The organism is Mameliella sp. AT18 (genome assembly GCF_028807275.1).
Lineage (GTDB): Bacteria > Pseudomonadota > Alphaproteobacteria > Rhodobacterales > Rhodobacteraceae > Antarctobacter > Antarctobacter albus.
In genome coordinates, this window is record NZ_JARAMO010000087.1 from 15,116 (window position 1) to 36,252 (window position 21,137).

Below are 21,137 nucleotides of genomic sequence, written 5' to 3' on the forward strand. Positions count from 1 at the left end.
CAAATGGCCAGACTGCAACTCAAGAACGTGAACAAGCGCTGGGGGTCCTTCGTCGGCGTGGACAATTTCGACCTCGACATCGCGGACCAGGAATTTCTTGTCCTGCTGGGGCCCTCGGGCTGCGGCAAGTCCACCACCATGCGGATGATCGCCGGGCTGGAGGATGTGACCGACGGCGAGATCTGGCTGGGCGACCGGGTGGTGAACAACCTCGAACCCAAGGATCGCGACATCTCGATGGTGTTCCAGTCCTACGGGCTTTACCCGAACCTCAGCGTCTACGAGAACATCCGTTTTCCGCTGCGCGTCCGCAAAGTGCCCAAGGAACAGCATCACGAGATGGTCATGAAGGCCATCGACATGGTCGAACTCAACGACTTCATGGACCGACGTCCCGCCGAACTGTCGGGTGGTCAGCGTCAGCGCGTGGCTCTGGGCCGGGCGATCGTTCGCAAACCCACGGTCTTCCTGATGGATGAGCCGCTGTCGAACCTGGACGCCAAGCTGCGGGTCAGCACGCGGGCGCAGATCAAGAACCTGCAGTCCAAACTGAAGACGACGACAGTCTACGTCACCCATGACCAGATCGAGGCCATGACGCTGGCCGACCGCGTGGTCGTCATGAACAAGGGCAAGATCCAGCAGGTCGGCACGCCCACGGACATCTACGACAACCCGGCCAATACCTTCGTTGCCAGCTTTATCGGCTCCCCGGCGATGAACCTGGTGGAAGGCCGGCTGGAAAACGGCGTCTTCCAGGGTGATGGCATCCGGGTCGAGGGCCTGCCCGCTGGTCCGTCCGGCAATGTCACCCTGGGGTTCCGGGCCGAGGACGCGGAAATCGTGGACGGCGCGGGCGAGATTTCGGCACCGATGTATTCCATCGAACTCCTGGGCGAGGCGTCGATGATCACCTGGCGGCTGGGCGGATCGCTTGTCTCGATCAAGACCAACAAGGAATACCGGGCCGAGATCGGAGATACGGTGAACGCCCGCATTCCCGCCGGGATCTGCCACCTTTTCGACACCGCGAGCGGAGAAAGGATCGCACAATAATGACCCCCGAGGAACAGGCCGAGGCGACCCGCCAGGTCATCATCCGCATGGAAGAGGCGCTGGGCGCCAATTCCAACGACATGGGCAGCCATTTCCACGAGGACTTCCGCTGGATGGGCAACCAGGGTTGCGGCACGAAACCGGGGCTGGATGCCTTTCGCCGCAACTGGCAGCTGCCGCTGCGCGCCGCCTTTACCGAGCGGGAGTACAAGACCGAGAAATTCATCTGTGAAGGCGACTGGGCGTCTTGCTTTGGCCATATCGAGGCGACCCATTCCGGGATCTTCATGGGTATCGCGCCCACCGGCAAGCGGGTGACGATCCCCTACATGGATTTCTGGAAAGTGACCGAGGGGCGTATCGCCGACAACTGGGTGTCGGTCGATTTCGCCGCTGTCCTGGCCCAGCTGGGCCGGGATGTATTCGACGGGCAGGGCTGGGAGCATTTTGACGACGGTACGCTCACGCCGCCCAGTGCAGAGAAGGAAACGACATGACCATCACCTATCTCAAGCGCGGCAAACCCGAGGCCGACCGCGCCGAAGACGACGCAAGAACCGCGGCTGTGGTGGCCTCGACGCTCAAGGATATCGAGACGCGCGGCGACGCTGCAGTGCGCGAACTGGCGGTGAAATTCGACAAGTACGACCGCGAGAGCTATCGCCTGAGCGAGGCCGAGATCGAGGCGATCATTGCCAAGGTCAGCCCGCAGGATCTCGAAGACATCAAGTTCGCGCAGGAGCAGGTGAAAAACTTTGCCCAGGCACAGCGCGACTCGATGCTCGACATCGAGGTCGAGACGCTGCCCGGCGTGATCCTGGGCCACAAGAACATCCCGGTGCAATCGGTGGGCTGCTACGTGCCCGGCGGCAAGTTCCCGATGGTCGCCTCGGCGCATATGTCGGTGGCGACGGCCAAGGTGGCCGGTGTGCCGCGCATCGTCGCCTGCACCCCGCCCTTCAACGGCGAGCCGAACCCCGGCGTGATCGCCGCCATGCACCTGGGCGGAGCGGATGAGATCTATGTGCTGGGCGGGATCCAGGCGGTCGGCGCGATGGCGCTGGGCACCGAGAGCATCGCGCCGGTGCACCTGCTGGTTGGCCCCGGCAACGCCTTTGTCGCAGAGGCCAAGCGCCAGCTGTTCGGGCGCGTCGGCATCGACCTCTTCGCAGGTCCGACAGAGACGATGGTGATCGCGGATGAGAGCGCCGCCGACGCGGAACTCTGTGCGACGGACCTGCTGGGCCAGGCCGAACATGGCTACAACAGCCCCTGTGTCCTGATCACCAACTCCGAAAAGCTGGCACGGGACACCTTGACCGAGATCGACCGCATCCTCGAGATCCTGCCCACCGCCGGCACCGCGAAAGTGTCTTGGGAGGATTACGGCGAGGTCATCGTCTGCGACACCTACGACGAGATGCTAAAAGTGGCGGATGACATCGCGTCCGAGCATGTGCAGGTGATGACCGACCGCGACGACTGGTTCCTCGACAACATGACCTGTTACGGCGCGCTTTTCCTTGGTCCGCGAACGAACGTGGCCAACGGCGACAAGGTGATCGGCACCAACCACACCCTGCCGACCAAGAAGGCGGGCCGCTATACCGGTGGGCTCTGGGTGGGCAAGTACCTGAAAACTCACAGCTATCAGAAGGTCCTGACCGATGAGGCTGCGGCACGCATCGGCGCCTATGGTTCGCGGCTCTGCCTGCTTGAGGGGTTTGTCGGTCACGCGGAACAATGCAACGTACGTGTGCGCCGCTACGGTGGGGTGAATGTGCCCTACGGGGCGCCCGCGCATCTGGCGGAAGCGGCGGAATGACCCTGCCGCGCACACCTTCCCTGCGCCTCGACGGCAAGCGCGCGCTGGTGACTGGTGCCTCTTCGGGCATCGGTCAGGCCTGCGCCGTGGCGCTGGCCGAGGCCGGCGCGCATGTCATCTGCGCGGCGCGCGGCGCGGACCGCCTGAACGAGACCGTGGCCGAGATGCAGGCCGAGGGCTGGAGCGCCGCGGCCTTGCCGTTGGACATTGCCGATCTGGATGTGATGCGGGACGCGCTGTCTGAGCAGCGGCTGGACGTGGTGGTCAACTCCGCCGGTCTCGCCCGCCACAGCCCGGCGATGGAGACCACGCCCGAGGACTACGATGCCGTCATGGGCGTCAACCTGCGCGCGGCCTACTTCCTGTCGGTGGCGGCGGCCAAGGCCATGCCCGAGACCGGCGGCTCGATTATCCATATCAGCAGCCAGATGGGCCATGTGGGCGGCATCGACCGGGCGGTCTATTGCGCGTCGAAACACGGGCTCGAAGGCATGATCAAGGCTATGGCGATCGAGTGGGGCAAGCGCCGCATCCGCATCAACTCGATCTGCCCTACCTTCATCCGTACGTCACTGACCGCCCAGACCTTCGACAACCCCGAGCGCGCCGCCTGGATCGAGGAAAAGATCAAGCTGGGCCGCGTCGGCGAGGTCGAGGACATCATGGGGGCAGTGCTTTATCTGGCCTCCGATGCCTCGGCTCTGGTAACCGGCACCTCCATGTTGATTGACGGAGGCTGGACGGCGGACTGATGACGAATGAACGGGTGACATCGATACAGGTGGCGCGCCGCGCCGGGGTAAGCCAGTCGGCGGTAAGCCGGGTCTTCACGCCCGGGGCCAGCGTGTCCAAGGCGACGCGGGAAAAGGTGCTGCAGGCGGCCGAGGAGCTGGGCTATCGGCCCAACGTCCTGGCGCGTGCGATGATCACCGGCCGGTCGCGCATCATCGGCCTGGTCGTTGCCTACCTTGAGAACCAGTTCTACCCCGAAGTCGTCGAACGCCTCTCCGTGGCGCTTCAGAAAGAGGGCTACCACGTCCTTGTCTTCATGTCCTCGCCCACGGTGGGCGACGTGCAGGACGTGATGCGCGAGATCCTGGATTACCAGGTCGACGGCATCGTCCTGGCCTCTGTCTCGATGTCGTCGGTCCTGGCTGCCCGGTGCCGGGATCATGGAATTCCGGTGGTGCTGTTCAACCGCGAACAGGATGAATCCGGGATGTCGTCGGTCACCACGGACAACTACCAGGGGGGGCGGGCGATTGCCGCCCATTTCGCCGCCGCCGGACATCAGAAGATCGGCTATATCGCTGGCCTCGAAGAGGCCACGACACAGCGTGACCGCGAGGCGGGATTCCGCGACGGGCTGGAAGAAGCCGGGTTGACGTTGACGGCGCGCGAACTGGGCAACTTCGAATACGCTCAGACGCGGGCCGCGGCGCTGGAGATGTTCGCGGGGCGCGACTACCCGGACGCGGTTTTCGTCTGTAACGACCACATGGCCTTTGCCGCGATGGACGTGATCCGTTTCAAGCTGGGCCTGCGGGTCCCCGAGGACGTGGCGGTGGCGGGTTTCGACGACGTGCCCATCGCCGCCTGGCCCGCCTATGACCTGACCAGCTTTCGCCAGCCCATCAATCGCATGATCGCGCAGACGGTGAAGATCCTTCTGCGCAGGATCGAGGACCGCGAAACCCCGCCCGAGCGCATCACGCTGGACGGAGAGTTGAAGCTGCGCGGCTCGACGAGGAACATTGGAGCAACCTGAATGCGCGGATTTGATCCCAAGTGGCAGGATGTACCGCATTTCATCATCGGCATCACCAAGGAAATCTGGGAGGATCGAGAGATCGGCTCGCTGCGGCATCGCTATGCGCCGGGGTTGATCGTTCGATCTCCGGCCTCTGTCGTGGTGGACAATTCCAACGTCATCGCGGCGACGATGGCGACGCTGGCCGAATTCCCCGACCGGGAATTGCTGGGTGAGGATGTGATCTGGTGCGAGGATCCCGAGGGGGCGACGGAAACATCGGATGCCTTCCTGTCGTCTCACCGGCTGATCTGCACCGCCACCCACAGCCATCCCGGCATGTACGGCACGCCCACGGGGCGGCGGGTGACCTATCGCATCCTGGCAGATTGCGCGATCCGCGACGACGCGGTCTATGACGAATGGCTGGTGCGGGACCAATCCGCCATCGTGGCCCAGATGGGGTTCGACGTGGTCGACTGGACCCGCGACCTGATCGCGCGAGAGGGCGGCCCGGAGACCTGCGTTCCGCCGATGACCCCGGCGACGGATGTGGCCGGTCCCTACGACCGGAAGGGCAACGAGAATGAATGGGGCCAACGCTACGCCGACGTGATCTCGGCGATCATGGCTGCGGACATGAACGTGATCCCGCGCGCCTACGATCGTGGCGTGAACCTGCACTATCCCGGCGGCCAGGACGGCCTGGGCTGGGGCGATGCGGATCGGTTCTGGATGGGGCTGCGCGCCGCTTTTCCGATGGCCACGTTCAAGATCGAACATGTGGTGGGCCGCCAAGACCCGCTGATGCCGCCGCGCGCCGCCGTCAGGTGGAGCCTGCACGGCAGACACTCCGGCTGGGGCCGCTTTGGCCGGCCGACGGGGGCCGAGGTCTACATCATGGGCATCAGTCACGCGGACTTCGGGCCCTACGCGGGCAGCGGCACATGGGGCGAACCGACGATCCGCCGCGAATTCACCCTGATTGACGAAACCGCGATCTGGAAACAGATCCTCTTGCAGACCGGAGCACATGAATGAAGGGGTTTTCCGACAAGTTCAGCGACCTTCCCGATTACATCCTGAAAATCACCAAGGAGATCTGGGAAGACCGCGGGCTGGCCACGCTGCACCATTACTATGGCCGCGACATTCCCATGCGCTTTCCCTCGGGTCTTGTGACGGGAAATTCCGGCGTCATCGACGGCACGCTGGCGACCCTGGCCGAGTTCCCCGACCGGCAGTTGCTGGGCGAGGACGTGATCTGGTCCGAAGGGCCGGAAGAGGGGCGTTACCTGTCCTCGCACCGGCTGGTGACGTCGGGCACGCATACTGGCCACGGGGCCTTTGGCGCACCCACGGGGCGCAGCTTTACCATCCGCGCCATTGCCGATTGTGCCGCCAAGGGGGACGTGATCGACGATGAATGGCTGATTCGCGACGTGGGCGGCATAGCGCGCCAGCTTGGCTGGGAGCCGGCGGACTACGCTCGCCACCAGATCCAGGCCGAGGGCGGACCCGATGCCTGCCAGCGTCCCTTTCATCCCGGCCACGATGTCCAGGGCCCCTATACCGGGCGTGGCAATGACAACGAATGGGGCGCCCGGCTGTCCGATATCCTGACCCGGATGATGGACAAGGATTTCACCGTCATCCGGCAGGAATACGACCGTGCGGTGCGCACCGAACATTGGGGCGCGCGCGGAGGCTGGTCCTATGACTTTGCCGAGACGGACTGGATGCGCCTGCGGTCGTCCTTTCCGACCGCGGCATTCGAGATCCATCACCAGATCGGCCGGTCGGACCCCGGAACGCCCAACCGCGCCGCGGTGCGCTGGTCGCTGACCGGCAAGCATTCCGGAAACGGATTTTTCGGGGCGCCCACCGGGGCCGAGGTGCACGTGATGGGCATCACCCATGCCGAATGGGGCGAATGGGGCCTGCGCCGGGAATTCACCCTGATCGACGAGGTCGCGATCTGGAAACAGATCCTGCTGCATCAGGGGCAGGTCTGATGATCGCACTTGCGCGACAATTGCGGCCCCTGCACGGGTTCCTCGCCAGCCGCCGTGCGCGGCGGCTGAACAATCGCCCGCCCGGGGCGCTGAACATGTCTCACTAGATTTGTTCAACCCGCCGCGCCGGACAGCGCGTGGCAACCAGAGAAAGACCCACATGACACCGCAAGACATGAACGCCCGCATCGTCCGCTACGGCGAGTTGCAGCCCTGCAAGACCGCCTTCATCGACGCCCATACACCGGGCTCGGACCAGAAGGAGAACTTTACCATCATCGGCGGCGGCGTGTCCGAGTCGCCGGATCAGCACGTCCACATCACCATTCCGCACGGGTTCAACATCGGTGCGGCGGGGCAGCCGCCGAAGTGCCGCAACTCGATGCACAACCACCGCACGGCCGAGGTATTCTTCATCCTTTCCGGGCGCTGGCGTTTCTTCTGGGGCGAAAAGGGCGACGCGGGCGAGGTGATCCTCGAAGAAGGGGACATCTTCAACATCCCCACCAACATCTTCCGCGGGTTCGAGAACATCGGCACCGACTACGGGATGATCATGGCGATCCTCGGCGGCGACGATGCCGGTGGCGGCGTGATCTGGGCGCCGCATGTGATCGAGGACGCCAAGGATCACGGGCTGATCCTGGGCGAGAATGGCAAGCTGTACGACAGCAAGAAGGGCGAGAGCCTGCCCGAGGGCGTGAACCCCATGCCGCTGCTGACCAAGGAAGAACTGGCCAAGGTCGATTGTCCGACGACGTCTGATGTGATCGGCGGCTACGTCCGACGTTATCTCGACATGGTGGCGCTGGCCAATGACGGTGCGGTCAAGGTCATCGGCGAAACCGGCATCATCCGCGACAAGCCGGGGTTCGAGGTCGATTTCCTGACCCGCGCCAACGCGACAGAGGAAAAACACGCCCATGACAAGCCTTCCGTCCTGATGCCGGTCAAGGGGCACTGGCGGGTCGACTGGGAGGGCGGCAGCGCGATCCTGGCACCCGGTGACACCATGAGCGTACCGGAAAACCTGGCCCATTCGGCGGTGCCCTCGATGACCGGAGAGGCCGCGATGTACCATGTGATCGCCACCGACGATCCTGCGGGCCAGACCTGGCAGGGCTGACCGTCGATGCGGGTGGTCTTTGCCTTTGTTCTGTTTGTGGGGCTGTCCTGGGCGGTGTCGGACATTCTGTCCGGTCGTGTCCTGGATGCGCTTCTCGGGCTGGCCATCGCCCTGGTCAGCGGCGGGCTTCTCTGGCGTGATCTGCGCGACCCGGAAAAGATGCGCAAGGGCGGAGAGCAGGCAAGGATCACTTTCACCTTCGAACCGGGTGAGGGGATCGGACCGCCGGGCACCTATGCCCAGATCGATACCTACCGGCGGGCTGCCTGGTCCGTCTCGCTCGATCGGGCGCCGCGGCGCGAGGACATGGACATGTACGGCGTCCTGCGCCGGGGTTGGGTCTGGCTGGGTGCCGACGGTCTGCCGCAGCGCGTGCGCGTCGACGGTGGCATGACCTGGGAAAGCTGGCCGGTGCTGCAAGCCGTGCCTTTGAACAAGGAACCGAAACCATGAGCATTCTTACCACGCATGTCGGGTCACTGCCGCGCACTCAAAAGGTCGTGGACTACATCTTTGCCAGGGAAAACGGGCAGGACTACGACGCCGGGGCCTTCGATGCCGCCATGACCGAGGCGGTGCTGGAGACCGTGCGCAAGCAGGCCGAGGCCGGGATCGACATCGTCTCGGACGGCGAGACCTCGAAGATCAGCTACGCGACCTACGTCAAGGACCGCTACACCGGCTTTGACGGCGACAGCCCGCGCAACGCGCCCGCCGACCTGAATCTGTTTCCCTCATTCCTCAAGCGCATCGCCGACGACGGCGGCACACCGCAATACGCCCGCCCGATGTGCGTCGGAGAGGTGAAATCGAAAGGCCAGGGCGAACTGGAAAAGGATATCGCCAACCTTCAGGCCGCGATGGCTGCGCATGGGGGCGAGCGGGGGTTCATGAACGCGGCCTCGCCCGGGGTGATCTCCTTGTTCCTGCAGAACGACTACTACAAGTCGCGCGAGGCCTACCTTGCCGCGCTCGCCGATGCGATGAAGGCGGAATACGAAACGATCGTGGCCTCGGGCCTCGACCTGCAACTGGATTGCCCGGACCTGGCCCTGTCGCGGCACATGCTGTTCACCGATCTCAGCGATGCGGAATTCGTCAAGGTGGCTGCCGCCCATGTCGAGGCGCTGAACCACGCGCTGGCCGATGTGCCCGAGGAGAAGGTGCGCATCCATATCTGCTGGGGCAACTACGAGGGGCCGCATGTCTGCGACATTCCGATGGCGCAGATGTTTGACACGCTGATGTCGGCCAAGGCGCGATACGTCCTGTTCGAGACCTCGAACCCACGCCACGGCCATGAATGGACCGTGTTCCGCGACCGCAAGGGCGACATTCCCGAAGGCAAGGTTCTTGTGCCCGGGGTGGTGGATACAACCACCAACTTCGTCGAGCACCCCGACCTGGTGGCGCAGCGCATCCAGCGATTTGTCGATATCGTCGGCGCCGACCGTGTGATCGCCGGGTCCGATTGCGGCTTTGGCACCTTCGCTGGCTTCGGCGCGGTGGATCCCGACATCGCCTATGCCAAGCTCTCGGCGCTGGCCGAGGGGGCAAAGCGCGTCTCATGACCCCGCTTGTCTTGCTGCCGGGCATGATGTGTGATGCACGGCTCTTTGCGCCGCAGATCGCCGCGTTGTCCGGCAACCGAGCGGTTCATTGTGCGCCGATCGGCGCGCATGACACGATGCAGGCACTGGCGGCAGAGGTGCTGACCCATGCGCCGCCGCGCTTTGCGCTGGCGGGACTCAGCATGGGCGGCATCGTCGCGATGGAGGTGCTGCGCCAAGCGAACGACCGGGTGGCGGGCCTTGCTCTGCTCGACACCAATCCCAAGGCGGAGCTGGACGAGGTGCGCGCCCGTCGCGTTCCGCAGATGGACAAGGTGCGGGCCGGGCACCTGGACGCTGTAATGCGCGACGAGATGAAACCGAATTACCTGACCGAAGGCCCACGCCGGCCCGAGATCCTCGATCTCTGCATGGAGATGGCGCTGTCACTTGGGCCCGAGGTCTTTCTCAACCAGTCGCGGGCCTTGGCGGATCGTCCGGACCAGCAGGAGGTGCTGCGCGCCTACATTGGCCCGGCTCTGGTGCTTTGTGGACGCGACGATGCGCTGTGCCCCGTGGCGCGGCACGAGTTGATGCAGGAACTGATCCCCGGCAGCACCCTGCACGTGATCGAGAATGCCGGGCACCTGCCCACCCTGGAAAGACCCGATGAAACCAATGCCGCCCTGGCGGCCTGGCTGGAGAAATGTGATGGATGACACCCTTCTGGCGCTTCTGCGCAGCGTCGACACCCCCACCGTCTGCAACGCCATCGAGGTGGCCCAGGGCAAACGCGGCTTCAACGGGTTCACGCGTGGCACGATGCTGTGCTCGGACCCAGAGGGCGGCGCGATGGTGGGCTACGCGGTGACCGCAAAAATTTCCGCCCTCGCCCCGCCAGAGGAACCGGCGGACGTGATCCGCGCGCGCCGGATGGCCTATTACAAGGCGATGGCCGAGGGACCGAAGCCCTCTGTCGCGGTGGTCGAGGACGTGGATTTCCCGAACTGCATCGGGGCCTATTGGGGCGAGGTCAACACGACGGTTCACAAGGGCTTTGGCATGTCCGGGGCGCTGACCAATGGCGTGATGCGCGACCTGGGCGACCTGGCGCCGGGTTTCCCGGTGGTGGCGGGCTCTGTCGGGCCAAGCCACGGATTCGTGCATGTGACCGAACTGGATACCCCGGTCCAGATTTTCGGCCTGACGGTCAACCCCGGCGATCTGGTCCATGCGGACCGGCACGGCGCGCTGGTGATCCCCGCGGATATCGTCACCCGGATCGGCGCGGCGATTCAAAAGATGCAGAATACGGAACATCTTGTTCTTGGCCCCGCGCGCGAAGAGGGGTTCGATTTCGCCAAGTTCAAGGCGGCCTGGGCCGCCTTCGAGAAGGCGCGGACCTGACGTGCCTGCGTCGAACCCCTGTGACCTGAGCATTGCCGAGGCCGGCGCCGCACTGCGCAATGGTGGCCTGACCTCGGTGGCGCTGACCCGTGCGCATCTGGACCGCATCGCCGCGCGCGACGGCGCGATCGGCGCCTTTGTGCATGTGGCCGGGGGCGAGGCGCTGGCGGCGGCAGAACTGGCGGACAGGGATCTGGCCGAGGGCAGGGACCGGGGGCCGCTGCATGGCATTCCTTTTGCGGTCAAGGATATCATCGACGTAGCGGGCTGGCCGATCCGATGGGGATCGCGGGCGCAGGCGGGTCGGATCGCCACCGAAACCGCCCCGGCGGTCGCGGCCCTATTGGCGGCGGGCGCGGTGCCACTGGGGGTCGTGGGCACCTATGAAATGGCGACCGTCGGCCCGGATGGCTCCGCCTTGGGCCGCCCGCCGGTCAACCCCTGGAGCAGGGACCACATCACCGGTGGCTCGTCGTCAGGCTCTGCGGCGGCTGTGGCGGCGGGACTGGTGCGTATCGCGCTGGGGACGGACACCGGCGGATCGGTGCGCAGCCCGTCGGCCTATTGCGGTGTGGTCGGGTTGAAACCCACCTATGACGCGGTTTCGCGCGAGGGGGTGATGCCGCTCTCCCCCTCGCTCGACTGTGTCGGTCCGCTTGCGCGCTGCGTCGGCGACGCTGCGCTGGCCTTCGCGGCGCTGACCGGCGGCGACTGGCAGGCAGGGGGCATCGACGGGCTGTCGCTGGCCTATGGCCGTGGCTGGGCCATCGACGATGCGGCGCATCCTGCGTTGCTGCCGCTTCTTGATGACGCGGCCTCGGTGCTCAGCCTTTGCGGCGCAAGGATCACTCCGGTTGTTTTGCCGGATTATGCCCCTGTCGAGTCGGCGGGGTCGGATATCCTGCTTGCCGAAGGCTGGGAGGCGCATGGTGCGACGGTCGAGGCCAACCCCGAGGCCATCGGCGACATGGCCCGCGCCAGCCTGTGCGGCGGCAAACTGGTGCCCCCGGAGAGGCTTGCCAAGGCGCGCGCCAGTGTGGCGCCGCTGACCGAGGCGCTGGATGCCGTCTTCGCACAACACGCCGCGCTGATCCTGCCCACCACGCTGGCCCCCGCGCCGCCCTTTTCCGCCTTCGCGGCGGGCCAAGCCGTCTGGACGGCGATGCGCACGATCCCTTTCAACATGACCGGCCATCCGGCGCTGTCGGTGCCGATGGGCTTTGCAGATGGCTTGCCGCTGGGCCTGCAGATCGTCGGGCCGAAAGGCGGCGAGGCCACCATCCTGCGGATCGGCGCCGCCTTCGAGGCGGCGACCGATCACTCTGTTCTTCAGCCGCCGCTGGCCTGAAGTCGGTCAAGCCGCAGCTGCGCGGCGCGGCGGTGGCCGTCCAGGCCCTCGCTTGCGCTCTGGCGGACGGCGGGCGGGGCCACCTGGCGGACGCCCTCGGGCTCCATCCACTGATGCGTCGCCACCTTGACATAGGCGCCCACCCATAGCCCGCCGGTGTAGCGCCCTGCGGCCATCGTCGGCAGCGTGTGGTTGGTGCCGCAGCATTTGTCCGAATAGACCACGCTGGCCATTTCGCCAATGAAAAGAGAGCCGTAGTTGCGCAGTTTCAGGGCAAACGCCTTTGGATCGGCGGTATGGACCTGCAGGTGCTCGGCGGCGATGTAATCCGAATAGGCGATCATCGCGGCCTCGTCCGCGCAGACCGCGATCTCGCCATAGTCGTCCCAGGCCTGCCGGGCGGTGTCTGCGGTTGCCAGCTCTTCCATCTGTCGGGCCACTTCGGCCTCGACCCTCTCGGCCAGAGCCGCATCGGTGGTGATCAGGCCGACGCGCGTGCGCACGTCATGTTCGGCCTGCGCCAGCAGATCGGTGGCGATCATCGCCGCGTCGCCGGTGCTGTCGGCCAGCGTGTAGATCTCGGACGGGCCGGCCAGCTGGTCGATGCCGATGGGGCCAAAGACCTGGCGCTTGGCTTCGTTGACGAAGGCATTCCCGGGGCCGACGATCTTGTTCACCGCCGGGACCGTCTCGGTGCCATACGCCATCGCCGCGATCGCCTGCGCGCCGCCGATGCGAAAGATCCGGTCCGCTCCGGACAGGTGGCATCCTGCGATCATGGCGGGATGGGCGTTGGGCGGCAGGCAGGCGATGATCTCGTCCACGCCGGCCACCTTGGCCGGGACGATGGTCATCACCGGCGCCGAAAGCAGCGGGTAGCGCCCGCCGGGCACGTAACACCCCACCCGTTCCAGCGGAATGATCCGGTGGCCCAGGTGTACGCCTTCGCGGATCTCGACCTCGAGCGGCAGCATCGTGGCAAGCTGTGCCTCGGCAAATTTGGTTACGTTTGCAATCGCAAATTCCGTATCCGCGCGGGTCTGCGAATCGAGGGTCTTCAGCGCCTCTTCCCGCTCTGCCTCGGTGACTTCGAAGGCGGTCAGTTCACTCTTGTCGAACCGGGCGGCGAAGTCGGCGACAGCGGCGTCGCCGCGCGCCTTAACGTCTGATAATACGTCGGAAACAGTGTTTTGAATGTCCGATGTTCCGCTTTCGGATGAAAGCCTCGGCGCGCGGAGCCAGGTGACGCCATCGACCGGAGGTTGCGAGGTGGGCACAGTCTGTCCTTTCATGTTCAGGAGCATGGTCTATGCGGGCGCATTTTAAGGGTGTCGCTAATTTTTGCAAACGTATTCGTTTCTGCCCGGCGCTGTCCTGACCTGCGCTGTCGGTTCGGCGCAGGGTGGTGGGGCTTGAGCGGGCGGTGAGGGGGTCAGTCGCCGTTCCCGGCGTCGTCCTGCTTTGTCAGGTCGTCGGTCATGCGCTCCAGCGCATCGAGCAGGTCTGCAATCCGTTCCGCGCTCAGCTTTGCCTCGATCTCTGCGTAGATCTTGGCGCTGACCAGCCCGGCCTCGTGCAGCAGTGCGTCGCCCGCTTCGGTCAGGCGGACCAGTGTTCGGCGCCTGTCGTTCTTGTCCCGCCCCTGGGTGATCAGGCCGCGTGACTCCAGCGATTTCAGGATGCGCGTCAGCGATGGTGCCAGGACACAGGCGGCGCGGGCCAGTTGTGTGGCGTCGATCTCCTCGGCTTCCTGCACGACGCGCAGCACGCGCCATTGCTGCTCTGTCACGTCGATGTCGCGCAGCATTGGGCGGAATCTCTCCATCACCGCCTCGCGGGCCCGCAAGAGCGCGATGGGCAACGTGCGTTGCGTTGCTGACAGCGGAAAATCGTCTCTGGATCGGGTCATCGAAGTCTCCTGTTGACAGGCAGATTATTATTTAACATGTTAAGTGTCAAAGGGGGAGTCGCAGCATGCCGCATCTGAAGCTTGAATATTCGCCGGGTCTTGAGGCGCTGGCCAACATACAGGCGCTCTGTGATGTCCTGCACGCGGCGATGTCGGCCGCAGGCGTCTTTCCGCTGGCGGGGATCCGGGTGCGGGCGCATCGTTGCGACGCGGCGTCCGTGGCGGACCGCCACCCGGACAATCATTTCCTGGCGATGGAGCTGTCGGTTGGTGCCGGGCGCAGCAAGCCGGTCCTGGCAGAGGCCGGGGAGGCTGTCTTTGCCGTCGCCCGAGATACGCTGGCGGACTTGCTGGACAGTCCGCATTTCGCCTTGTCGCTGGAAATCCGCGAGATCGACCCGGATCTGAGCTGGAAAGCCAATCCCATACACGCCCGCCTGAAGGCGGAAAGCTGAGAGGACGTCATGAGTGACCTGACCCAAAACCTGGCCAAGGCCGAAGCGGCGCTGTCGCGGTTCAAGCGCGAGGGTGTTCTGAACCATATCGGGGGCGAACAGCGCATGGCTGCCTCCGGCGCGACTTTCGAAACGATTTCTCCTGTCGACGGTGGCACGCTGGCACCGGTCGCCAAAGGTGGGGCGGAAGACGTGGATTCCGCGGTGCGCGCCGCGACCGCGGCCTTTGATGAATGGCGCGACATGCCGGGCAAGGCCCGGCGTGAGATCCTGCACAATGTTGCCGACGGCATCGTCTCCCGCGCCGAGGAAATCGCCCTGGTCGAGAGTTTGGACACCGGACAGGCGATCCGCTTCATGTCCAAAGCCGCGATCCGCGGGGCCGAGAACTTTCGCTTTTTCGCCGACAAGGCGCCCGAGGCCCGCGACGGGCAGACGCTTTATGCGCCGGGCCAGATGAACGTCACCTCTCGCCGGCCGATCGGCCCGGTGGGTGTGATCACACCGTGGAACACGCCCTTCATGCTGTCCACCTGGAAGATCGCCCCGGCGCTGGCGGCGGGCTGTACCGTGGTTCAGAAACCGGCCGAGTTTTCGCCCATGTCGGCGAAACTGCTGGTCGAGATCGCCGAGGAGGCGGGGCTGCCGCCGGGCGTGCTGAACGTGGTGAACGGCATGGGCGAGGATGCGGGCAGGGCGCTGACCGAACACCCCGGCATCAAGGCGATTGCCTTTGTCGGCGAAAGCCGGACCGGCTCGATGATCATGCGGCAGGGCTCGGAGACGTTGAAGCGTGTGCATTTCGAACTGGGCGGCAAGAACCCGGTGATCGTCTTCGATGACGCCGATATCGAACGCGCCGTGGATGCGGCGGTCTTCATGATCTACTCGCTGAACGGCGAACGCTGCACCTCGTCCTCGCGCCTGCTGGTGCAGGACACGATCTATGACGAGGTCTGCGCCCGAGTGGCCGAGCGCGCCTCGAAGATAAAGGTGGGCCACCCGCTGGACCCCGAAACCGTGGTCGGCCCGCTGATCCATCCGGTGCACGAGAAGAAGGTGCTGGGCTATTTCGACAAGGCCCGCGAGGACGGGGCCACGGTTGCCGCCGGTGGCGTCAAGGTGGGGGATGAAGGCTGTTACGTCGCGCCGACCCTGTTCACCAATGTCAACAACGACATGGCGGTGGCGCGCGAGGAGATTTTCGGCCCGGTCCTGACCGCGATCCCTTTCAAGGACGAGGCAGAGGCGATGCAGATCGCCAATGACACGGAGTATGGCCTGACGGCATACCTCTGGACCTCGGACCTGTCGCGCGCGCTGCGGATGACGCAGCGGCTGGAAGCGGGCATGATGTGGGTAAACTCGGAGAACATCCGCCACCTGCCGACGCCCTTCGGTGGGGTCAAGGCATCCGGCATCGGCCGCGATGGCGGCGACTGGTCCTTTGATTTCTACATGGAGACGGTCAACGTCAGCTTTGCGACCGAGGCGCACAAGATCCCGAAACTGGGGGGCTGAGGCGGTCCTTCGGGCTGTCTGGGGTATTTCGACCAAGAAGAAGCATGGGGCCTGCGCGGGCCAGAGCGCGCGCGGCCGGAGGAGGAAGAGATGGGAGAGCTGGTACTGGCCGCAAAGGCGACCCACGTGCCGACCATGTTGATGTCCGAGCAGGAAGGCGCGCTGAAAGGCTGCCGCCAGCAGGCCATCGACGGGCACCGCGAGATCGGCCGCCGCGCCCGCGAGGCCGGGGCGGACACCTTCGTGGTGCTGGATACGCACTGGATGGTGAACGCGGGCTATCACGTCAACGCGCTGCCGCATTTCAAGGGCTGTTACGCCAGCCACGAGTTCCCGCAGTTCATCCGCGACATGGACTATGAATATGATGGCAACCCGGCCCTTGGCGACCTGATCGCGGACTACGCGACGGCGGAGGGGACGCATACGCTGAGCCACCAGGTCGAGAGCCTCGACCTGGAATATGGCACGCTGGTGCCGATGCGGTTCATGAATGCGGACCGCGCGCTGAAGGTGGTCTCGGTCTCCGCCATGTGCCAGGTGCATTCGCACGAGAGCTCTCGAAAGGTGGGGGTGGGCATCCGCAAGGCCATCGAGGCGAGCGATTCAAAGGTGGCGCTGATCGCCTCCGGCTCGCTCTCGCATCACATCTGGCCGACCGAGATCTATGCCGAGAACAATGGCACCTTCACCATCTCGAAAGAGTTCAACCGGCAGGTGGACCTGATGGTGCTGGACATGTGGAAGCGCGGCGACATCGAGACCTTTCTGAAAATCCTGCCCGACTACGCCGAACACTGCGACGGCGAGGGCAACATGCACGACACCGTGATGCTGATGGCGGCGCTGGGCTGGGATGCCTATCGCGGTCGCGGCGAGCTGATCGGCGAATATTTTCCCAGCTCCGGAACGGGGCAGGCCAATGTTGTCTTTGACCTGGAGGGCGCGTGATGCCGATCCCCGAACCGAACCTCTACCCGCCGTTCAACATCGTACGGCTGAGCCATGTCGAATACGGCGTGACGGATCTTGCCGCCAGCCGGGCGTTCTACGTCGACACGCTGGGCCTGCAAGTGACGGAGGAGACGCCGGAGACCCTGTGCCTGCGCGCGATGGAGGAGCGCGGCCATCATTGCATGGTGCTGCGCAAGGCGGACGAGGCCTCGGTGCGGTACCTGTCCTACAAGGTCTATTCGGAAGAGGACCTGGACCGCGCCCATGACTGGTTTGTCTCCGAGGGGCATTCGGTGGCATGGGTGGAACGGTCGCACCAGGGGCGGACGCTGCGCACGCATGACTGTTTCGGTGCGCCGATGGAATTCTACTTCCGCATGGACCGGCTGCCGCCGATCCACCAGCAGTACCGGCTTTACAATGGGGTCAAGCCGCTCAGGATCGACCATTTCAACTGTTTCGCGCCGGACGTGGACAAGGCGGTGGCTTTCTACGGGCGGCTGGGATTCCGGGTGACGGAATATACCGAGGACGACGTCAGCAAGAAGCTCTGGGCGGCCTGGATGCACCGCAAGGGGGGCGTGCATGACGTGGCCTTTACCAATGGCACCGGGCCGCGCCTGCATCACACCGCCTTCTGGGTGCCGACGCCTTTGAACATCATCGACCTGCTGGACCTGATGTCGACCACTGGCTATCTCGACAATATCGAACGCGGGCCGGGGCGGCACGGGATTTCCAATGCCTTCTTCCTGTATATCCGTGACCCGGACGGGCACCGGATCGAGATCTATTGTTCCGATTACCAGACCGTCGATCCGGACCTGGAGCCGATCCGCTGGGACCTGAAGGACCCGCAGCGCCAGACCCTTTGGGGGGCACCGGCACCCAGGAGTTGGTTCGAGGAAGGATCGGTTTTCGAAGGCGTGGAGCCGGTCGAGGCTGTGCTGAAGGCGACGCCGATCGTGGCGCCTTGAGCCGTTGCCTGGCGGACGCGCCTGCGGCGCGGCAGCTCAAGCGCGCTGGCGCGCGCCGTTGGGGGCTCTGCCCCCGCCCTGCGGGCGTCCCCGGAGGTATTTTTTGCCCAAAGAAACACGGGTCGAGGATGAGTGGAGAGAGTGATGGACTGGGATGAGTTTGCGGCCTGGGGGGCGAAGGCGGCGGAATTCGGCGCCGAGTATCACAAGGGGGTGCGGGAGCGGCCGGTGCGGCCGGCCGTGGCGCCCGGGAGTTTTGCCGACCGGCTGGCGCCTGTCCCGCCCGAGGCGGGCGAGGAGATGGGCGCGATCTGGGAGGATTTCGAGCGCATCGTGCCCGAAGGGCTGACCCACTGGCAGCACCCGCGGTTCTTTGCCTATTTCCCGGCCAATGCGGCGCCGGTGTCCATGCTGGCCGAGATGCTGGTGAGCGTGCTCGCCCCGCAATGCATGCTTTGGCAGACCTCTCCGGTGGCGACCGAGATGGAAGGGGTGATGATCGATTGGCTGCGCCAGGCGCTGGGACTGCCCGAGGGGTTTTCCGGCGTGATCCAGGATTCCGCCTCGTCGGCGACCCTGTCGGCTGTGCTGACCATGCGCGAGAGGGCGACCGGCTGGACCGGCAACCGCGAGGGGCTGTCGGGCAAGGGGCAGTTGCGGATCTATTGTTCGGACCAGGTGCACAGTTCGATCGACCGGGCTTGCTGGGTGGCGGGGATCGGGCAGGAGAACCTGGTCAAGCTGCCGACACGGGACGCGCCGGAGTTCGCCGTGGATGCCGAGGCTCTGCGCGCGCGCATCGCCGAGGACAGGGCTGCCGGCCATGTGCCCGCCGGGATCATTGCCGTGACCGGGGCCACCGGCGTGGGGGCCTGGGATCATCTGCCGGAACTGGTGGAGATCGCGCGAGACGAGGGGCTGTACCTGCATCTGGATGCGGCCTGGGCCGGGTCGGCGATGATCTGCCCGGAGTTCCGGGCGCAGTTCTGGGAAGCTGTGGAGGGCTGTGACAGCATCGTCTTCAACCCGCACAAGTGGCTGGGCGCGCAGTTCGATTGTTCGGTGCAGTTCCTGTGCGATCCGAAACAGCAGATCGACACGCTCAAGATCGAGCCCGAGTACCTCAAGACCTCCCATGCGGAGGTGGTCAACTACTCGGAGTGGACAATCCCCCTGGGCCGGCGGTTCCGGGCCCTCAAGCTGTGGTTCCTGATCCGGTACTACGGGCTGGAGGGACTGCGGGCGCGCCTCCGCAACCATGTGGCCTGGGCCGGGGCGCTTTGCGAGGACCTGCGGCGGGACGGGTTCGAGATCGTGACCGAGCCGATTCTGTCGCTGTTCACCTTCCGGGGGCCGGGCGATGATGCCGCCCAGCAGGCGCTGGTGGATGCGATCAATGCCGACGGGCGGATCTATGTCACGCAAGGCATGCACGCGGGCCGCAAGGTGATCCGCTTTCAGGTGGGGCAGTTCGACTGCACCCGGGACGACGTGATGATGGCCGGCACGGTCATTCGGGAACTGGCAGGGGACAGATCATGATGACACCGCATTTCGTGAGTTACAGCCACGCGGGCAAACCGGGCTACGGCTTGCACACGGAGGAGGGGGTGATCGACCTGTCCTCGGCCAACCCGCAATACCCGACCCTGCGCGAGGTGATCGCGGCGGACGCGCTGAAGGAGATCTTCATGCAGGCGGCAGGACGCGCGGCGGATCTGCCGCTGGAGGCGGTGATGCTGGAGCCGCCGATCCCGGCGCCGGACAAGATCATCTGCGTCGGCGTCAACTACCCGGACCGCAATGCCGAGTACAAGGACGGCCAGGCGGCGCCATCGAAGCCCTCCTTGTTTATCCGTTTTCCGGGGTCCTTCGTGGGACATGGGGCCAACCTGGTGCGGCCGCCCGAGAGCGAACAGCTGGACTACGAAGGCGAGATCGTTCTGGTCATCGGCAAGGGTGGGCGGCGGATTCCGCGCGATGAGGCTTATGACCATGTCGCCGCGTTGACGCTGTGCAACGAGGGGACGATCCGGGACTGGGTGCGCCACGCCAAGTTCAACGTCACGCAGGGCAAGAACTGGGACCGCTCGGGCGCGATCGGCCCCTGGCTGGTGCCCTTCACCAATGCGGCGCAGCTGGACGACATCGCGCTGGAGTGCCGCGTGAACGGCGAGGTTCGGCAGCAGGACCGGACCTCGCGGATGATCTATGATTTCCGCTACATCATCAATTACGTCTCGACCTTCTGCACCCTGGTGCCGGGCGATGTGCTGGTCTGCGGCACGCCCACCGGGGCAGGTGCGCGGCTGGACCCGCCGGTCTGGCTGAAGCCGGGCGACGTGATCGAGGTCGAGGCCGAGGGCATCGGCGTGTTGCGCAACGGGGTGGAGGACGAAGCGTGACCGAGGACGAGATCCACACCGCGGCGCGAGCCCTGGTGCAGGCAGAGGCCTCGGGCGAACAGATCGGCCTCTTGTCGCTGGCGCATCCCGGCATGACGATGGACGAGGCCTATGCCATTCAGGCCGCCTATGTCACCGCGCGCCTGGCAGAGGGGCGCCGGCAGGTGGGCTGGAAGATCGGCCTGACCTCGCGCGCGATGCAGGATGCCCTGGGGATCGACACGCCGGACAGCGGCGTCTTGCTGGACGACATGGTCTTCGAGAGCGGCGGTGTCGTGCCCAAGGGGCGGTTCATCCAGCCCCGGGTGGAGGCGGAGATCGCCTTTGTCATGAAGGCGCCGTTGCAGGGCGCGGTGACACGGGAAGAGGTGGTCGCGGCCTCGGACCATGTCTGCGCCTCGCTGGAAATCCTCGATACGCGCATATTGCGCATGGATCCGCAGACGGGCCGGACGCGCAGCGTCTGCGACACCATCGCGGACAACGCGGCCAACGCAGGCATCGTCCTGGGAGAGACGAAGGTGAACCCCCGGCTTGTGGACCTGCGCTGGACCGGGGCCATCGTGACCCGCGACGGCGTGGTCGAGGAGACGGGGCTGGGCGCCGGGGTGCTGAACGATCCGGTCATGGGGATCGTCTGGCTGGCGGAACGGCTGGCGGGTTATGGTCAGGGGATCGAGGCCGGGCAGGTGGTCCTGTCCGGCTCCTTCATCCGGCCCGTGGAATGCCCGCCCGGCTGCATGGTAGAGGCCGATTTCGGCGACTTCGGGATGGTGTCGATCAGTTTCGAGTGAGGTGTAGCCGGGCCGGCGGGACGGGACTGTTTGCGGCTTTGCCGC

At 65.3% G+C, this 21,137-nt stretch carries 22 protein-coding genes; 20 read left to right on the forward strand and 2 right to left on the reverse strand.

All coding sequences use genetic code 11. The features are described 5' to 3' along the window. Positions 1-3 precede the first annotated feature (3 nt). From PVW46_RS12300 to PVW46_RS12360, 13 genes are all read left to right on the forward strand, one after another. Complete coding sequence (locus PVW46_RS12300; RefSeq protein WP_043138110.1) at positions 4-1,056, forward strand: ABC transporter ATP-binding protein; 1,053 nt, start codon at positions 4-6, stop codon at positions 1,054-1,056. Then, positions 1,056-1,553 (forward strand): ester cyclase, encoded by a 498-nt coding sequence (locus PVW46_RS12305; protein ID WP_043138107.1) that lies wholly within the window; start codon positions 1,056-1,058, stop codon positions 1,551-1,553. The genes PVW46_RS12300 and PVW46_RS12305 overlap by 1 nt, the downstream gene beginning before the upstream one ends. Continuing rightward, the gene (gene hisD, locus PVW46_RS12310; RefSeq protein WP_069209056.1) at positions 1,550-2,881 is read left to right on the forward strand and encodes a histidinol dehydrogenase; all 1,332 of its coding nucleotides are present in this window, start codon (positions 1,550-1,552) and stop codon (positions 2,879-2,881) included. Before PVW46_RS12305 ends, hisD (PVW46_RS12310) begins: the two co-directional genes overlap by 4 nt. Further along, positions 2,878-3,633: an SDR family NAD(P)-dependent oxidoreductase gene (locus tag PVW46_RS12315; protein WP_069209057.1), complete on the forward strand. Its 756-nt coding sequence runs from the start codon at positions 2,878-2,880 to the stop codon at positions 3,631-3,633. Before hisD (PVW46_RS12310) ends, PVW46_RS12315 begins: the two co-directional genes overlap by 4 nt. Next, entirely contained in the window at positions 3,633-4,649 is a 1,017-nt protein-coding gene (locus PVW46_RS12320; RefSeq protein WP_043138099.1) for a LacI family DNA-binding transcriptional regulator, read from the forward strand. Before PVW46_RS12315 ends, PVW46_RS12320 begins: the two co-directional genes overlap by 1 nt. Further along, positions 4,650-5,672: a nuclear transport factor 2 family protein gene (locus PVW46_RS12325; protein ID WP_069209058.1), complete on the forward strand. Its 1,023-nt coding sequence runs from the start codon at positions 4,650-4,652 to the stop codon at positions 5,670-5,672. It begins immediately after the preceding gene. Further along, a complete protein-coding gene (locus tag PVW46_RS12330; RefSeq protein ID WP_069209059.1) occupies positions 5,669-6,646 on the forward strand; it encodes a nuclear transport factor 2 family protein in 978 nt (325 codons plus the stop codon). Before PVW46_RS12325 ends, PVW46_RS12330 begins: the two co-directional genes overlap by 4 nt. A gap of 160 nt (positions 6,647-6,806) precedes the next feature. After that, a complete protein-coding gene (locus tag PVW46_RS12335) occupies positions 6,807-7,772 on the forward strand; it encodes a cupin domain-containing protein (RefSeq protein ID WP_069209060.1) in 966 nt (321 codons plus the stop codon). 6 nt (positions 7,773-7,778) lie between these two features. Then, positions 7,779-8,225 (forward strand): hypothetical protein, encoded by a 447-nt coding sequence (locus tag PVW46_RS12340; RefSeq protein WP_069209061.1) that lies wholly within the window; start codon positions 7,779-7,781, stop codon positions 8,223-8,225. Next, positions 8,222-9,343: a cobalamin-independent methionine synthase II family protein gene (locus PVW46_RS12345; RefSeq protein ID WP_069209062.1), complete on the forward strand. Its 1,122-nt coding sequence runs from the start codon at positions 8,222-8,224 to the stop codon at positions 9,341-9,343. Before PVW46_RS12340 ends, PVW46_RS12345 begins: the two co-directional genes overlap by 4 nt. Next, positions 9,340-10,041, forward strand: coding sequence for an alpha/beta fold hydrolase (locus PVW46_RS12350; protein WP_069209063.1), 702 nt, complete (start codon positions 9,340-9,342; stop codon positions 10,039-10,041). Before PVW46_RS12345 ends, PVW46_RS12350 begins: the two co-directional genes overlap by 4 nt. Further along, positions 10,034-10,729 carry an RraA family protein gene (locus PVW46_RS12355; protein ID WP_069209064.1) on the forward strand — a complete coding sequence of 232 codons (696 nt, stop codon included), beginning with the start codon at positions 10,034-10,036 and terminating at the stop codon, positions 10,727-10,729. The genes PVW46_RS12350 and PVW46_RS12355 overlap by 8 nt, the downstream gene beginning before the upstream one ends. A gap of 1 nt (position 10,730) precedes the next feature. Then, entirely contained in the window at positions 10,731-12,077 is a 1,347-nt protein-coding gene (locus PVW46_RS12360) for an amidase (protein WP_069209065.1), read from the forward strand. Here the strand turns inward: PVW46_RS12360 and hisD (PVW46_RS12365) are convergent. After that, positions 12,059-13,369 carry a histidinol dehydrogenase gene (hisD, locus tag PVW46_RS12365; RefSeq protein ID WP_139132284.1) on the reverse strand — a complete coding sequence of 437 codons (1,311 nt, stop codon included), beginning with the start codon at positions 13,367-13,369 and terminating at the stop codon, positions 12,059-12,061. The genes PVW46_RS12360 and hisD (PVW46_RS12365) overlap by 19 nt on opposite strands. 140 nt (positions 13,370-13,509) lie before the next feature. Then, entirely contained in the window at positions 13,510-13,986 is a 477-nt protein-coding gene (gene hpaR, locus PVW46_RS12370) for a homoprotocatechuate degradation operon regulator HpaR (RefSeq protein WP_069209067.1), read from the reverse strand. A gap of 65 nt (positions 13,987-14,051) precedes the next feature. Between hpaR and PVW46_RS12375 the strand changes: the two genes are divergently transcribed. The 7 genes from PVW46_RS12375 (at position 14,052) to hpaH (ending at position 21,092) form a co-directional block, all read left to right on the forward strand. After that, positions 14,052-14,441, forward strand: coding sequence for a 5-carboxymethyl-2-hydroxymuconate Delta-isomerase (locus PVW46_RS12375; RefSeq protein WP_043138074.1), 390 nt, complete (start codon positions 14,052-14,054; stop codon positions 14,439-14,441). Positions 14,442-14,450: 9 nt separating this feature from the next. Beyond that, a complete protein-coding gene (hpaE, locus tag PVW46_RS12380) occupies positions 14,451-15,962 on the forward strand; it encodes a 5-carboxymethyl-2-hydroxymuconate semialdehyde dehydrogenase (RefSeq protein ID WP_069209068.1) in 1,512 nt (503 codons plus the stop codon). 90 nt (positions 15,963-16,052) lie between these two features. Beyond that, positions 16,053-16,913 (forward strand): 3,4-dihydroxyphenylacetate 2,3-dioxygenase, encoded by an 861-nt coding sequence (hpaD, locus tag PVW46_RS12385; RefSeq protein ID WP_069209069.1) that lies wholly within the window; start codon positions 16,053-16,055, stop codon positions 16,911-16,913. Then, complete coding sequence (hpaD, locus tag PVW46_RS12390; protein WP_043138067.1) at positions 16,913-17,893, forward strand: 3,4-dihydroxyphenylacetate 2,3-dioxygenase; 981 nt, start codon at positions 16,913-16,915, stop codon at positions 17,891-17,893. The genes hpaD (PVW46_RS12385) and hpaD (PVW46_RS12390) overlap by 1 nt, the downstream gene beginning before the upstream one ends. A gap of 144 nt (positions 17,894-18,037) precedes the next feature. Beyond that, positions 18,038-19,435 carry a pyridoxal phosphate-dependent decarboxylase family protein gene (locus PVW46_RS12395; protein WP_069209070.1) on the forward strand — a complete coding sequence of 466 codons (1,398 nt, stop codon included), beginning with the start codon at positions 18,038-18,040 and terminating at the stop codon, positions 19,433-19,435. Next, complete coding sequence (locus PVW46_RS12400) at positions 19,435-20,298, forward strand: fumarylacetoacetate hydrolase family protein (RefSeq protein ID WP_274576062.1); 864 nt, start codon at positions 19,435-19,437, stop codon at positions 20,296-20,298. Before PVW46_RS12395 ends, PVW46_RS12400 begins: the two co-directional genes overlap by 1 nt. Continuing rightward, complete coding sequence (gene hpaH / locus PVW46_RS12405) at positions 20,295-21,092, forward strand: 2-oxo-hept-4-ene-1,7-dioate hydratase (RefSeq protein WP_069209072.1); 798 nt, start codon at positions 20,295-20,297, stop codon at positions 21,090-21,092. The genes PVW46_RS12400 and hpaH overlap by 4 nt, the downstream gene beginning before the upstream one ends. The last annotated feature ends 45 nt before the right edge of the window (positions 21,093-21,137 follow it).